Origin of the sequence: Clostridium estertheticum, from assembly GCF_011065935.2 — a bacterium.
GTDB lineage: Bacteria > Bacillota > Clostridia > Clostridiales > Clostridiaceae > Clostridium_AD > Clostridium_AD estertheticum_A.
This window is the reverse complement of sequence record NZ_JAAMNH020000001.1, coordinates 3,863,221-3,879,181: the sequence shown is the minus strand read 5'-3', so window position 1 is coordinate 3,879,181 and position 15,961 is coordinate 3,863,221. Positions and strand designations below refer to the sequence as shown.

13 protein-coding genes and 2 pseudogenes are annotated in these 15,961 nt (G+C 31.8%); 11 read left to right on the top strand and 4 right to left on the bottom strand.

Features of this window, described 5'->3' with window-relative positions; genetic code table 11:
* Window positions 1–278: 278 nt before the first annotated feature.
* Window positions 279–944, top strand: a complete 666-nt coding sequence (locus tag G9F72_RS18490; protein WP_224676170.1) for a TMEM165/GDT1 family protein — start codon at window positions 279–281, stop codon at window positions 942–944.
* A 269-nt stretch (window positions 945–1,213) separates the two neighbouring features.
* Here G9F72_RS18490 and G9F72_RS18485 read toward each other — a convergent pair whose 3' ends face one another.
* Complete coding sequence (locus G9F72_RS18485; RefSeq protein WP_224676169.1) at window positions 1,214–2,482, bottom strand: RNA-guided endonuclease InsQ/TnpB family protein; 1,269 nt, start codon at window positions 2,480–2,482, stop codon at window positions 1,214–1,216.
* A 566-nt stretch (window positions 2,483–3,048) separates the two neighbouring features.
* Between G9F72_RS18485 and G9F72_RS18480 the strand changes: the two genes are divergently transcribed.
* From G9F72_RS18480 to G9F72_RS18465, 4 genes are all read left to right on the top strand, one after another.
* Window positions 3,049–4,527, top strand: coding sequence for an FTR1 family protein (locus G9F72_RS18480; protein ID WP_164960100.1), 1,479 nt, complete (start codon window positions 3,049–3,051; stop codon window positions 4,525–4,527).
* Between the two features lie 76 nt (window positions 4,528–4,603).
* Window positions 4,604–5,356, top strand: a complete 753-nt coding sequence (locus G9F72_RS18475) for a hypothetical protein (RefSeq protein ID WP_187356123.1) — start codon at window positions 4,604–4,606, stop codon at window positions 5,354–5,356.
* Between the two features lie 633 nt (window positions 5,357–5,989).
* Window positions 5,990–6,499 (top strand): acetylglutamate kinase, encoded by a 510-nt coding sequence (locus G9F72_RS18470; RefSeq protein ID WP_164960102.1) that lies wholly within the window; start codon window positions 5,990–5,992, stop codon window positions 6,497–6,499.
* A gap of 212 nt (window positions 6,500–6,711) precedes the next feature.
* The gene (locus G9F72_RS18465; protein ID WP_164960099.1) at window positions 6,712–6,909 is read left to right on the top strand and encodes a hypothetical protein; all 198 of its coding nucleotides are present in this window, start codon (window positions 6,712–6,714) and stop codon (window positions 6,907–6,909) included.
* A gap of 252 nt (window positions 6,910–7,161) precedes the next feature.
* Here G9F72_RS18465 and G9F72_RS18460 read toward each other — a convergent pair whose 3' ends face one another.
* Window positions 7,162–7,749, bottom strand: a complete 588-nt coding sequence (locus G9F72_RS18460) for an undecaprenyl-diphosphatase (RefSeq protein ID WP_164960098.1) — start codon at window positions 7,747–7,749, stop codon at window positions 7,162–7,164.
* An 87-nt stretch (window positions 7,750–7,836) separates the two neighbouring features.
* Window positions 7,837–7,917 (bottom strand): annotated as a pseudogene (locus G9F72_RS18455) (phosphatase PAP2 family protein); the annotation flags it as partial.
* Window positions 7,918–9,086: 1,169 nt separating this feature from the next.
* On the opposite strand from G9F72_RS18455, the gene G9F72_RS18450 reads away from it, so the two are divergent.
* The 6 genes and pseudogenes from G9F72_RS18450 to G9F72_RS18425 all read left to right on the top strand — a co-directional run bounded on the left by G9F72_RS18450 (window position 9,087) and on the right by G9F72_RS18425 (window position 14,250).
* Entirely contained in the window at window positions 9,087–9,350 is a 264-nt protein-coding gene (locus tag G9F72_RS18450) for a hypothetical protein (RefSeq protein ID WP_318010957.1), read from the top strand.
* 144 nt (window positions 9,351–9,494) lie between these two features.
* Window positions 9,495–10,979: a bifunctional lysylphosphatidylglycerol flippase/synthetase MprF gene (locus tag G9F72_RS18445; protein ID WP_164960097.1), complete on the top strand. Its 1,485-nt coding sequence runs from the start codon at window positions 9,495–9,497 to the stop codon at window positions 10,977–10,979.
* A gap of 250 nt (window positions 10,980–11,229) precedes the next feature.
* Window positions 11,230–12,069, top strand: coding sequence for a hypothetical protein (locus G9F72_RS18440; RefSeq protein ID WP_224676167.1), 840 nt, complete (start codon window positions 11,230–11,232; stop codon window positions 12,067–12,069).
* 149 nt (window positions 12,070–12,218) lie between these two features.
* A pseudogene (locus tag G9F72_RS18435) lies at window positions 12,219–12,386 on the top strand (winged helix-turn-helix domain-containing protein); the annotation flags it as partial.
* 532 nt (window positions 12,387–12,918) lie between these two features.
* Entirely contained in the window at window positions 12,919–13,317 is a 399-nt protein-coding gene (locus G9F72_RS18430) for an SH3 domain-containing protein (RefSeq protein ID WP_164960096.1), read from the top strand.
* Between the two features lie 3 nt (window positions 13,318–13,320).
* Window positions 13,321–14,250, top strand: a complete 930-nt coding sequence (locus G9F72_RS18425) for a polysaccharide deacetylase family protein (RefSeq protein WP_164960095.1) — start codon at window positions 13,321–13,323, stop codon at window positions 14,248–14,250.
* Window positions 14,251–14,415: 165 nt separating this feature from the next.
* Here G9F72_RS18425 and G9F72_RS18420 read toward each other — a convergent pair whose 3' ends face one another.
* On the bottom strand, window positions 14,416–15,846 hold the full coding sequence (locus tag G9F72_RS18420; RefSeq protein ID WP_164960094.1) for a LysM peptidoglycan-binding domain-containing protein: 1,431 nt from the start codon (window positions 15,844–15,846) through the stop codon (window positions 14,416–14,418).
* Window positions 15,847–15,961 lie beyond the last annotated feature (115 nt).

The window sequence follows — 15,961 nt, the reverse complement described above, 5'->3', positions numbered from 1 at the left end:
GGGAGTAGCTGCCTTGAAAAAGGTGATAAAGTCAACATACTGACCTTTGGTCTGGCTTTATCGTAACTAATTTTAGTTAAGTGAGACTTTTAGCACAATGTTTTCATTGTGTTAGAGGTCTTTTTTTTTACTACTTATACTTGCATCAAAAAAGGATTTAGCATGGGGTATTCTTATTGTGTTAAAAGTCTATATTTTTATAAAAACTAAAATAAAAGTTGGAAGGAGGATAGTTTTAGTTTTTATTCAAATTATTTATTTAATTGGGAGGATGAATAATGACAGTATTTATTAAATCTTTATTACTTGTAGTAGTTGCGGAAATGGGGGACAAAACCCAGCTGCTTGCTATGGCTATGGCAAGCAAGTACAAAGCAAAACAAGTTCTTATCGGGGTTTTAGTAGCTACAATTTTAAATCATTCATTAGCAGTTGCTGCTGGAAGCTATTTAAGTTCTGTAATACCAATGAATGTTGTAAAAATTGTAGCAGCAGTGTCATTTTTGATTTTTGGACTATGGACTATTCGTGGAGACAAATTAAATGGAGAAGGCAATAAAAAAGTAAGGTTTGGGCCTATTGTTACAGTGGCCATTGCATTCTTTTTAGCAGAAATGGGAGATAAGACTCAACTTATGACTATAACCATTGCAGCTGAAAATCATAGGCCTCTATTTATTTTGATGGGGACTACGGTAGGAATGCTCGTTGCAGATAGCATTGGAATTTTAGGTGGAGCATGGATGTGCAAACATATACCAGAGGCCTATATTAAATGGATAGCAGGAATCGTATTTATGTTCTTTGGAACAATAACATTGCATGGTGCTGTACCTGCTTATATATTAAATCCATTATATTTAGTTCTATATTTTGCAGTGCTAGGAGTACTTATTTATTTATTTATTTGGAGTAAAATTTGCTTATTTTGGTCAAGTATGTGATATAGCATTAACTAAAGAAGTAGATTTAGATAATAGAAAAAATTAAATGTTTATATAAATTACTCTTCTTAATATTAACAGTTGGTTCAGATTTATTTGTTGTTGAAGGACACAGTATATTTGAACCCTCCCCCACCTGTAGAGGAAGGGGATTCTTTTTTATAAAGAAGTTTGCTTTAACTTTGGACCTAATAAATTAGGCAGCCTTATTCTTTTTGGCGTGTCCAAGTACGCCCTATACTGTAAATATTTCTATTCCCAGCCTACATTTAAGCTATTCTTGTCCTTATGGGGTTTAAATACTCTTTATGATTTAAGTTAATTTGTTTTATGTTAGATTTTCTCATTATATTAAGTGAGCCATTTATATCAGCATTTAATATCAAGTCTTTAGATGATTTGTATTGTCCTCTTGATATTCTTTTACCACTAAATAAGTATCTTTTCTTATTCAAAGCACTATAAATAGGCATACTATCATTTGCTAAAAAATCAGCTTTTGAAGTATAGCTTTCTTCTTGTTCTATTAAATTAATATTATATCTTTGGCTCTGATAAGTCAGCCTTTCTCTTATATTACCAATTGGAATATTAACAAAGTTTTGATTATTGACTTTACCCAAATTTACTTTTCTTTGAATAGTTGGGTTATAACCAACTACAATACTACCTATATCGTTATTTAAACAATAATCAATAATTACCCTAACGGTCTTATTGAGATAATCATTAACTCTATTACTCCTTTTATTCCATAGTTTCTTCTGAGCTTTAGTGGTCGTTTTAATCTTTTGCTTATCTTTAATTGATTGGAGTCTACTATTTTCCTTATTAGCCCATTGATTAATGGATTTAAGTTTTTTTCCGTCAATTATAAATGCTTTACCATCATTAATAGTACAAGCACATAAATTATCTATTCCTAAATCAATAGCAAGTGTGTTGTTTTTATTTAAATTTCCTTTGAACTCATCAATTTCATATACCCATTGAATTTCAAAGAACCTTGCATCATTTTTAGGTAATATCCTAACTTCTTTAATTGCCTTACCTTTTAAATTTGAAGGTATGTTAATCTCAACCTTACCATAAAGCCTTTTGAAAGTAGTTGACATTGGTACTGAAAATTTATCTTTAGAAGAATTAAATTCATTAAAGATAAGATTAAAAAATCCATCTTTAGGTAAGTACCCAGGTAATTTAATATCACTATATTGATATTCTCCTTTTTTAGCCATTTTTATTAAAGCAAAAAATGACTTGAAGTTTCTATCAGCAACTTTCAGCATTTGCTGTGCTGAATTACTATTAAGCATTGTGTAATTCTCATTATATTTACATAGGTGATAATTGCTGTTGTATCCAAGAAACTTCTTTTCAGTAAAATAATATTGTCTAATATTATATAAAGCTACGTTATACATGTTTTTAGATAAAAAACATAATCCTCTAAGAGCTTCATAATTGCTAGAATTTAAATGCTTAAGTTGTTGTTTTTGAACACCAAATAAGGCTGATTTAGTAATTTTTTTAGTCATTATGAATCCTCCGCTCTTGAATATTCATAATAATATTATTTACTATATCCAGAAAAATATAACAATTTACTTTATTTATAAAAAATAATAAAAGAGGTTACTACAAGGTTGGCTAACGCCAAATGAAAATTCACCACCCACTTATAGAAGATGGGTGTACTCTTTTTATAATACGATAGAAAATAAATAAAAAAATATACCAAAGCTTTTGCTTTGGTATATTTTTTATTGTGAGCATAGCATTCGTCACAATGTGGTAATCAAAACCATTGGAGTGGTTGGTAGCACAATCACAGGCCCACAAAAGGGTATCTACCATAGGGCAATATGAGATCTTGGTAAATGGAATAATTATTAAGCTTCTAAAGAAATTTAGGATATTATTGTTCTAGTAAATACTTGACAACTTTAGTTGGGTATCGTAATATAAATACGGCAATGAAAATGAATATCAATAGCTATTAAAAATTATTATCATGTATATATAACTATAATATAAAAGGAGTACGCAATTATACGGATAATAATGAAATGCTATAAATAAAATTGTAAGGAGCTTACATATTATGTTAAAAAAAATCACTTACTTGTTATTGTTTTCAGTACTTTCTATGTTGATACTAACAACGCCAGTACTGGCTTCAGATGCAAATACTGCTTTAACAGATGCAAATACGGTATTAAGTAAAGCATTTAACCTTGTTAAATCTGGAGAGGTAGATGCCGCAAAAGAAACTTACGCTACATATACTAAGGCTTGGGTAAATTATGAAGATACAATTAAAACACAATCAAAGCAAGCATATAGTGACATTGAAGAAAAAATGGGTATGGTACAGTTTCTTTTTTCTCAAGAACCAGTTCAAAAGGATAAATTACTGGATGCACTAAAAGAACTAATGCAATCTAACAAAAGTTTTATTCAGGGTAAATATAATGTTTCAACTACCGAGAAAAGTAACAATAATGTTCAAGTTAAAGATTTAGTTATAATTTTAGAGAATGCAAAGAATCAAATTAAAAAGGGAGATAATAATGCTGCCTTAAAATCCATGAAAGATTTTAGTTCTAAGTGGATAGAGGTGGAAGGCGTTATTTTAACACAATCTCAAAAAATATATAATGATGCTGAAAAAGATATGGTTGCTTCAAAAGCTTACTTGTCAGTGGAGCCAAAACAACCAGAGAAAGCTTTGAAGGTTATAGAGAGAATGATTGGTTATATGTCTCAAGTTGCAGGTGACAATACTTACAGTATTGTAGATGTTATGACAATAATTCTACGTGAAGGCTTAGAAGCACTGCTAGTGGTTGTGGCGCTTCTTGGATTTTTAAAAAAATCTGGAAATGAGGATAAGAAAGGATGGATTTTTGGTGGTGTAGGTATAGGGCTAGCTGTAAGCTTTATCGTAGCCATTTTAGTTAAGCTATTGTTTAGTTCAGGAACATTTGGAAATAACAACTTCTTAATTTCCGGATGGACTGGTGTTTTTGCAGCTGTGATGCTCATCTATGTAAGTTATTGGCTTCATAGTAAATCAAGCGCAAATGAGTGGCAAAACTATATACATAATAAAAGTTCAAAGGCATTGGCTAAAGGAAGTTTGTTTTCATTAGGATTTCTAGCTTTTTTAGCAGTGTTTAGAGAAGGTACAGAAACTGTACTGTTTTATATAGGAATGGCATCTTCAGTTGGCTTGCCTGTATTATTATCAGGAATAGCCATAGGTGTTGCAATATTAGTTATAGTAGCCTTCCTAATGCTAAAGTTAGGGCTACGTATTCCAATGAGACCTTTTTTCCTAATTTCAAGTCTCCTTGTTTTTTACCTAGGATTAAAGTTTACAGGTATGGGAATTAACGGTTTACAGAATGCAGGGGTTCTTTCTGCAACTTCAAGTGACAATTTACCTACTATATCATGGCTTGCTGTTTATCCATCTTGGCAAAGTGTTGTGCCACAAATAGTCTTAGTAGTGGGAGCTATAGTTATGATAGTTAAAAATAATATTAATTCAAACAAAATTAGGGGGTTAAAGTCCTAAATGGACTTTAACGGGTAATTGATGAGTGGAACGAATGGGTTAATTACCCCGGGTTCCGACTAAAAGGAGGAAAATAATGATAAAATTAAAAAGTTTCGTAGCAGTAACAGCATTAGTAACAGTACTTACACTTACGGGGTGTGCTTCTAATAAAGCTGAACAACAAAATACACAAGTTAAGGTGCAGCCTAAGGTTGAAGAGTCACAAAAAACTCTTACCATAAGTGAAGGAACGCAAAATATGATAGATGCTTTAAATAAAATGAAAGAAAAGCTAGAAGCTAAAGATGAGGCGGCAGTAATCACAGAAGGTTCAAAATTGGAAGAAAATTGGAAGCCGATTGAGGATGCCGTAAAAGATAAAAACAAAGAGGTATACAGCAAGGTTGAAGAGCCATTAGATGCGGTAAATGCAGGAATTAAAATTAAACCCCTTGATACTAAAGCACTTGGTAAAAATATAGCTGAACTAAAAGAGCAGCTTGAGCAGGTACTAAAGATTGATCAATCTCAGTCAACTGAAAGTAAGAAAGATATTACAATTGAAGACGGAGCTAAAAATATGCGTAATGCATTAAAGAATATGAAAGAAATGCTTGTTGCCAAAAATGAAGACGGAGCAATCAAAGAAAGCTCTAAGTTAGAAGAAAATTGGAAGCCAATTGAGGATAGTGTAAAGGATAAGAATAAAGATCTTTACGAGAAAGTAGAGACTCCTCTTGGGATAATAAATGCAGCAATAAAGATTAAGCCACTGGACACAAAAGCTTTAACTTCAGCAATAGATTCATTAGATAACACACTTTCCGAAGTTCAAAAACTAAAATAGTTGATAATTTCTAAAACTCCTCTTTTGAGGAGATTTAGCTTTTAACAAAGAATTCTCAGTATGGTTGCAATATAATAATTTTAATGAAATATTATTATAATAATTATTTTACTTTAAATATATTATTGTTGTTTGTAGTATAGAGAATTTGGAAGGACAAGGTCTGGGCACGTACACCGTCACCCAAAAAGAGAACAAGCTTCAGCATAAGAATCTCTAAGCTTCCCATTGTTTTCGTCCCTCAAACCCTGGGAAACTAAGAGCTTCTAATGCCAAAGCTAGTTCTTTTTTTGGTACCCGACGGCGTGTATTGATTCTAGTTTAATTTAAATTGTCTTTAATTTAATCATTCTATATTAATAATCAAGAAAAATCCTAAGTCTACGCAGCTCTTTCGATAAAGCTTGCTCCAACCGCCACCAATACTTCGTTGTATTTTATTTGTATCAAAAAACATATCAAATAATTTGATGCGATTTCCAATTTGACAAGAACAATATTGCTTATATAACCATAAAATAAAGTATAATGATTTCAGGAGTGGTGATAAATTTGTATTTATATCCCTATGAATATTTTCGTAAAGGGTTTTACCCTATTCCAATGAAAATTACTAAAGCAGAAGTTGATTTAATGAATAACATACGTAAGCTTTGGGAACAGCACGGAGTCTGGACAAGAATGGCCATAATGAGCATGGTTTTTGGTTTACCAGATGAAGACCTCGTTGTTAATCGGCTACTACAAAATCCAGTAGATTTTGCTAATGCATTGAAGATTTTTTATGGAGACAAAAATGCTTTAAAATTCAGTGATTTATTAAAAAGCCATCTTGTTATAGCAGCACAGCTTGTTAAGGCAGCTAAAGCAGGAGATAACAAATCAGCCACAGAAGCAGAAAAAAAATGGTACGAAAATGCTGATGAAATAGCTGATTTCCTAAGCAATATTAATCCTTATTGGTCAAGAGAAAGTTGGAAAGCAATGCTACATGAACATTTAGCACTTGTTAAAGCAGAAGCAATTGCCATGCTTACCAAAGATTATGCAGCTGGTATCAAAGTTTACGACAAAATTGAAAGTCAAGCTCTAGAAATGGCTGATATGATGGCACAAGGTATTATTAAACAGTTTTCTTATTAATTTACAAAATAGTTTTTAAATTGGCGTAAAAGTATTCGTCTGCCAACGTTTTTAGTGGTTTAGTTTTATTTATATTTAATAGTTCTCCTATTAAAAAGTGCTTGACTTGGAGTAGAAAAATTTTAAAAAGCTATCACTTGGAGTTTACTCCAAGTGGTAGAATTTAGACAATAGTAAGAAATGATTTTAAATCAAGTACAATATATCAAAATATGGAGGTAGCGAATTTTGGCGAGGTATTAAAAAAGCATTGGCTTAAGATGCAAAGCTTACAAAATGGAATGATTGCCAGAATAGATGCTTCGATGGAACGAATAGATAATTTGAGTAAAGTGATGGATGAAAAAGGTAAACGGGTATCAGAATTTGTGACAGTAATAGTTATGCCTCAATCACAAAGTAAACGATAGATTGAAGAGTGTAATCTACGGTTGATAACTGTTTATATGAGGATAATTTATAATATGTTAATTTTGCTTATAAAAATAACCTCTTGACTTAAAGTTAACTTTAAGTGTTATACTTGTTGCGAATATAAAACAACAAATAATAACATAAAAAGGAGTGTATGCTTATGAGTTAGATATTAAAATTTAAAAGTTTTTTATCCATAAATTTAAATAACATGAGCTTAAAATTTTGATCATGTTATCTTAATAATATTAATCTTCGTTGTATAATGATTTAACCCCTAATGTTGTTGCTATTTTCTTTTCAGCTATTTCATATAGATTCTCGACTTTACTTCTTAATTTCAAGTTATAAATGTAACTTGTTGCAAAAACAATTATATATGATCCTATAACATCCATGGGATAGTGGTGTCCGACATACACTCTTGAAAAGCTTACAATCATTGACAGTATTGTCATTATTATTCCAAGTATCCTATTGTATTTTCCTAAACCTAAAGCTATACTCATTGTTCCAGTAGCATGGTTACTTGGAAAGGATGAAGCTGTATCGTGAGGCAATAATAAATTCACCTTATTATGAACAAAAGGTCTGTCTACATAAAATATACTTCTAATGATTAAATTTAGCATTAAATTTATAACTGTTATAATAACAGTACTAAAAGCAATTTTTCTATATTCATATTTTTTTTGTTTAATTCCTAAAATAAACACTATTACAATAACTGCCATAAATATATAAGGTACATATTGGGAAAAGAAAATCATTGTCTTATCTAAAATTATGTTTTTATTTGCTAAATTATTTATTAACCTGAAAAGTTCCGTATTCATTTTTAACTATCCCTTCTATAATATATTTTAATAAAAAATAACAACCTTTGCCTCATGGTCTTCCTATAAAATTATAAAGATTAATTTCTAGCATAATATTCCAATTATAGCTCCTGCTATAACATCTGTTGGATAATGAACATATAGATATAGCCTTGATAAAGTTATCTTGACTTACTCTACTAAACATATAAATTGTTATTCTACTGCATATTAAAATTTCCATTCTATTTGATAATTAACAGTATCACTAATTACAGCAGATAAATAAAATATAAACACATAATTAGACAAGATAAGTTTATAGTATTCAAATAATAAACCCTCATTATATTTTATATTATAGATATTTAAGATTAAAATTACATTAAAAAACTCTTAGATTTGTCTTAAAAAATTTCTTAATATTTTAAAACTTAAGTAAGTATCACAAAAAATAATAAACTGAAGCAATAATTCCAATTTTATATATTACATAAACTTTACAGGATAAAGTTTATGTGTGAGCTCTCTGAGGTCAACGCCCTTACATTCCCCTCGGAGAGCTCTGGTAGCATACGCAAAAATGATATTTCGCACGCTAAGAAAAATATCGTCCCTTAAATGCAACCATCTAGGTTTATAAGAGTATAGCTATATATATCCCTATACCCATTTTCGGTATTAGCATCCTTGTTGGGATATCAGTACTACTCCTAATAAATGAACTTACAAAAGCAAAAATAAAGTTAAAATGGAAGGGTACATGCATTTAAGAGCCCAAACCTTATCAAGTATTTGTTCCTTTGTTATTACTTGACCTTTTTTTCTAAAGAAATGGTTTATAACATTTCCATAAATCTGTATTCCATTTTAAAATATGGTAATAATAGATATAAAAAATTAATAGAAAAAGGGGTGGAAATTATGGCGTTACCCGCAATTTTAGGTTTATTAATTGTTATAGGAAGTTTAGTATGCTTATTTTATGCAGTACCAATAGAGAAATAATATGTTAATTTTACTAATATATAATATGAAATATGGAAATTTTACAGAAGTTCCGATAACGAAAGGAGAAAAACATGGATATTTTAATTAACTGCATAAATGGAGTAATGCATATTGGCATCCTAAAGGATGTTTTTTTTACATCTATAATAGTTCTTAAACTAAATCTAAGGCTTTTTTAATCTGTTTTTAATGTTACAAATATATAGTGTGTAATAAGGGGAAATTTATAGAAAATCCTAATAATGAAAGGAGACCGGAGATGAAAGATTCCCAATATATAGTTTAGAACATAATAACATTAAAATAACATCTATTATTTCTTCGCGGGTGTACTGTTTGCCCTTTTGATTGCTATCCCGGCTTTGGCCTACTGGCTGTTTGGTCTGAACGAGATTTTCGCCTACTGGTTCGCCTACATAGTTACGCGTCCTCTTGGCGCCTCGTTTGCGGACTGGATGGGGGTGTCTCATAATCGCGGAGGTCTTGGACTGGGAACTGGATTGGTCAGCCTAGGCTTAACGGTTATAATCATAGGCCTTGTCGGCTACATGGCGGTCACCCGCAAGGATGTTAAGGAAGGTGAACATGCCGCGTCACAATCGCAGTAGCAAGCTCACTTACCCATGGCTCTCTAGCCTAATAAAGTTATAAATTTAGATGAATGGTTCTGAACAGCAGACAATGTCAGAACCAGAGTGACACCTTAAACGGGTTTACATATACAATCATATACTATTTAAGGATGTGTTTTTTTGAAAAGAGTAATTACCGAAGCTATTAGGAATATAATTATCAATACTGCTGTATTCCTCACTGTAATGTTAGGAATTGAGAATATATTGTATGAATATTATTATAGAATTCATGTTGTTTCGTATATAAGTAAATACTTTTACTTTTTTAGCCCCGAAATATTAGCACTGCATAGAACAATTTCTGTTATTACAGGATTTGTATTGATTTTTACAAGCTGCAGATTATACAAAAGGATGAGAATGGCATGGTTAATTTCGATAAGTATGCTGTCTGTTTCAATGCTAATGCATGTACTCAACTTTCACAGCGTATTTAAACCTGCTATTATTGTTGAATTTATTGTTATTATAATTCTGGCTTTTAATTATAAAAATTTCAAAAGAGCGTCTGACCCAATAAGTCTCAGGAATAGTATATTTCTTGATCAGCCTTTTGTCACTGCATTTGACAAAGAGAAGGTAAGAAAACTGCTTCACAAATACGGTGAAAATTCTCTTTCATATAATGCTATTGAAGATGACAAAAAATATTTTTTTAGTTATAACGTTGAAGGGGTAATAGTATATACTGCAGCTGCAGGAGTTGCAGTATGCGCTGGAGATCCAATATGCTCTGACAAAGATATGCCTTTGCTTATAACGGAATTTATAACCCATTGCAAACAAAATGATTTTGATATATGTTTTTGTCATACACTTGAAAAACATATTCCGTTATATACTTTTCTTGGTTTTGGCAAAACAAAATGTGGCGAGGAAGCTATGTTTGACCTTGAAACATATAACCTTGCAGGAGGTAAAGCAGCTAAAATAAGAAACGCGATAAATCATGCTTCTGCTTTAGGAGTTACGATATCAGAATATAAACCCTTGGAGAAAAGGGAAAAATTAATTGAACAGCAAATTAATGATGTTTCAGATGAATGGCTTAAAAACAAAAATAGCAGTGAATTGTCTTTTATGTTAGGAACAATCTCTCTGGATAATCCTATGGACAGAAGATATTTTGCAGCCTATGACAATGAAAAAGAGATGCTTGGTTTTATTGTATTCTCACCTTTTATTGGTGGGAATGGTTATCTAGCAGATGTTACAAGGCGAAGGAACAATGCTCCTATTGGAGTTATGGAAAAAATTACAATTGAGGCTTTTGATAAGATGAAATTAGAAGGAGTAAAGTGGGGTACATTAGGTTTGGCACCACTGGTAAATGCTGCTGAGGAGGGCGGTGTGGCTGGTAAATTATTCGAATTTGTATATAAAAAACTTAATAGTTTTTATGGATTTAAAGGTTTATACCATTATAAGAAAAAATACGGGCCTACAGTTTGGGAAAACCGGTATATAGTATATTATCCTAAATTGTTTACACCCAAAATTGCATATTCAATAATAAAGGCACAAAATCCGAAAGGCGTAGGTGATTTTCTTCTAGTACAGCTCAAGCTTTTTTGGGGGTTAAAAAAGAAGAGATATAAATAAACTGGTACCTATGTAGTTCCTAGATAATTTTGTAATATCTAATCTAATTTTAATCTAATTTTTAATTTTTTTTAATTTAAGATAGGTACTATGTAAATAATGAAAAGAGGAAAGGTAGGTATAAGATTCCGATTAAGACGTAAAATCCTACAATGACATATAAAAATTATATGCTATAGCTCACTATTTTTAAAAGTTTACGCATTTGTTATAAATACCAAAATGATGAAAACTAAGGAGTGTTTATTTAGTGGAAAAAGATAATAATAGAAAAAATTCAACTATTTCTGATGAAGTCGTATCCGTTCAATCAAAAAGCAGACAGATGCTCAACAAGGTTCCGGAAATCACAATTTTCTTCTGGATCATTAAGGTTCTGGCGACAACTGTTGGGGAAACCGCCGCAGATTTTCTGAACACAAACTTGAACTTGGGCTTGACAATTACGACATTTATAATGATCGGTATCTTGATTATTACATTGTTCTTTCAATTCAAGTCGAGGAAGTATGTGACGGGCATTTACTGGCTCGCTGTAGTACTGATAAGTATAGTCGGTACACTGGTCACTGATAACCTCGTGGACAACTTCGGAGTTCCTCTGGAAACGACCACTATTATCTTTTTCATTGCACTGCTGATGACCTTTGCGGCTTGGTATGCGAAGGAGAGGACACTATCCGTTCATAGCATCTATACGACTAAGCGCGAAGTGTTCTACTGGTCTGCCATTTTGTTCACATTTGCTTTGGGTACTGCTGCTGGTGACCTCATAGCAGAAGGTCTCAAATTTGGATACTGGAAGTCAGCGTTCATGTTTGCTGCACTGATCGGTGTAGTGGCATTTGCCCACTACCGCTTCAAGCTGAATGCAGTAGTCGCCTTTTGGATCGCATACATCTTGACACGTCCTCTTGGTGCATCTCTTGGAGACTTCTTATCACAGCCCCGTGCTGATGGTGGTCTTGCTTTAGGAACGGTAGGAACCAGTGCAATCTTCCTAATAACAATTTTGAGTATTGTTATTTTCCTTATTATCACAAAAATGGATCAGACCCAGATTGCGGAGAATGAAAATAGTGTATATTAGTATTATATAGTGGGCTACTAGCTCACTATTTTTCTATAAAGAAGGTGGTAATTCGAAGGATTTTAAAATTCTTTTAGTGGAAGATGAAAAGCTAATGTCAATGTTTGTTGAAATGTAATTAAATCATGAAGGATATAAAGTTGATGTGGCTTACAAGGGCGCAATTAATAGAAGAGGTATGGGGTTATGACTACATGGGGGATACCGATGTAGTATATGTGTTTATAAGGTATTTACGGAGTAAAATTGATGAGGGATTTGAAGATAAACTTATAACTACTGTAAGAGGTGTTGGATATGTTGTTAAAGGTGATTGATTATGAATTTTAAAATTATTAAGAGTGCAAACATCACAGCATAAACTAACTATAGTTTATGCTGTGATGTTTTCATTACTATTACTCATTTTAAATGCTTCAATTCTATACGGAATAAAATATTACTTGTATACTAAGGCAAATAAACAAGTAGAAGATGTTAGAACAATAATGATGAACTTAAAAGACTAGGCAATACCTTTAACAAAATGATAGATAGGCTCCAGGGAGCCTTTGACAGACAAATTCAGTTTGTATTCGATGCGTCGCATGAGTAGTATATATTTTTCTAGTTGAGTCAGTAGCTACTGTCAATTTCTTTTGACGTGAATAGGATATTAGGTCACTATATCTATCTCAATTTTTGAATTAGCAATATTTATATTTGGAGTTACAGGAATAAATGATAAAAAATAATGATGTATATTAAAGAGAGGATAAATATCTGCAAAAACTGTACCTTCTTTGTAACCTATTTTACATTGAGCACCCCTATACTTTAGATAAGATATAAACAATAGTATATGATATTATGCTTCAAGGGGGAATTAGATTAAAAAATATTAAGATTTTAACACAATTTAAACAAGGTTCATTAAAAACAAAAGTAGTTATAGCTACTACTATTATGGGTATTACCTTGATATCTGTAGGAGGTATCAACAATGTAAATTATAATAGTAGTACAAGTAGTGTGGGTCAATATATGCAAGTATTTGGTAGTGTATACGAAACACAGTATGGGGTAACAACAGGAAGTGACTTGAGTGTAAGAAGTGGAGCAGGAACAAACTATTCTATATTGGGAAGTATGAAAAGTGGGACCAAAATTATTATGACCGGAAAGATAAATAATTTTTACAAGATAACTTACAATGGCAAAACAGGCTATAAAGGACATATTAAAAGTCAAAGGTTTATAAGGAGATAAATTATGAAAAAGAAAATAGCTTTTATAGTAGCATTATTAATAACTTTAATCTGTCAAATAGTATTTGCAGCAACAGGAGTATTAATTAGGTCATCTTCGATAAATGTAAGAAGCACTGCTTCATCCAGCTCCTCCATTATAGGTCCATTACCAAAGGATTCAAAGGTAAACACTCTTGGAACTTCAAACGGTTTTTACAAAATAAGTTACAACGGAAAAACAGGATATGTAGAAAGTTCTTATATTAAAATAGTAACAACAGTTCAGAGAATACCAGTATTAATGTATCATAAATTAACAACTATTAGTGCTAAACAAGATGGTCTAGTAATATTACAATCAGCATTTAGCTCACAGATGAACTATCTAAAAACACATGGTTATAATACAATATCCTTAGATCAGTTCTATGATAACTTATCTAAGGGAACAGCCTTACCTAAGAAACCTGTATTAATAACATTTGACGATGGATATGTAAATAATTACACACTAGCATATCCAATAATAAAGGCAAATAATCAAAAGGCTACAGTATTTATGATATCAAAGGATATAGATACAAATCCAGGTTCGATGACTTCAAAACAGTTAATAGAAATGGATGCTAACGGATTTAGGGTAGAAAATCATACCAATAAGCACGAAAACTTAGCAACTTTATCATACACAAATCAATTAGCTACAATAACTAAGACAAAGCAAGTACTAGAAAAACTATTAGGCAGAAAAGTTGTTTATTTGGCATATCCCTATGGTGCATACAACTATAATACAATAAAAGCAGCAAAAGCAGCAGGGTGTAATTTAGGAATAACTACAGATGCAGGACTTACTTCAAAACAAGATAACCCATATGAAATTAAAAGAATATTTATGGGCCCACTAGATAATTTAACAAGTCTAGCACATAAATTAAAGTATGGTAACTAATATTAGGTGGATCACAAGCTTTAAACCAGTTTCTTTAAAGGCGTCTTTTGGCTTTGCATATGATATGAGTTTTGGAGGCAAAATATCAAAAAAATTGCTCACATTAATATAACGTGAGCAATTTTTTCTTGTGTTATATTAATTATGCCATATAGAATGAGATTTTTAGAATTTTTGTATGGAATTCTCTTTTTTGATAGTAAAGTTATCCTCAAGCAAAGCCCAGTTTTGAGGAAATGGATACCCTAGAACCCAATAACTTATTCCTTTTAAATTATAGCTTTTAACCACGTCAAACTTTGCTTGAGCACTGCGTGCATCTTCAAACCATACTTCATGTGCTCTTAGTTGTTCATCTGTGTACCGATAAAATGGTGATTGTGCAACTGTATCATACTGAATAACAGCACCATATCTTACAGCTCTTAAAATGGCCTCCTGACAACTGAATGTTTCAGCTTCCTGTCCCTCAATATGAGGTAGGAGCCAATCTCTTGCATATATTTGGAACCCAAAATAGGTTTTTCCACTAGGAATGACCGTAATAGCATAATTAAGAACCCGCTTAATTTGATTTAAAGGCGAAATGGCTTGAGGTGGACCTTTTCTCCAACCCCATTCATAAGTCATTAAGATAACAAAATCACAAATTCTACCATGAGCCTCATAATCATGTGCTTCATACAGTGTTCCTGTCTGCGATCCACTTACTTTTGGAGCTAATGCCGTAGAGATAAAAAAACCTTCTGAATGTAAGCTGTTTACTGCACGTTTAAGAAAATTATTATAAGCTTCACGGTCAGCTGGAATTACATTTTCAAAATCAATATTTATTCCCATATATCCTTTTTCTTTCATTGTTTTAATGATATCAGCAAGTAAACTTTCTACAATTGTAGGACTATTTAATATAATATTTGCAAGGTTTTCTCCTTTGCTGGTTGCAGTAAAGTTTGTAATGGACATCATTGGTATAGCTCTTTCCGCTTTAGCAGCTTGTATTGCTGGAATATCATTAATTGCCTGAAGACTTCCATCTTCTTTAATTAAATAAGCGAATGGACTTAGGTATGTTAAATGTTCACCGTCTTTTTTAATAATCGGAACGGCGTCTTCACCCAAGTCATATATATATGCATTTACGCTCATAGGAGGCCTTTGTTTATGCGGAATAACTAATATAGTACCTGGGTAAACAAGGTTTGTATCAATAATATTATTAACCTTTATTAGATTTTGTAATGAAACCCCATATATTTGGGCTATTGCCCATAATGTTTCTCCAGATTGAATACGATGCCTGGAAGCGGGTATATATATTAATAATCCTGGAAATATATTAGAAGGATTTACAAACTGATTATTTTGGAGAATTATTTGAACAGTTGTTCCATATGTTTGTGCAATTTTCCACAATGACTCTCCAGGTTTCACAGTATGAAATACATCTTCGCTTGGGATGAGCAATGCTTGACCTATTACAAGCTGATTGGGATTTGGTAGCTCATTGACGTTTATTATTGCTGTCATTGAGACACGGTAGTTGTTTGCAATCTGCCATAATGTCTCTCTTGCATTTACTACATGAATAAGCATTAAAGACCTCCTTTAATTATTACTATCAATATATGCTTTAGTTTTATAATAGTGAAGGCATTGTTAGAGTAGAAAATATTGCTGACTTATCTATGATTACATTTTTACTTTTCAA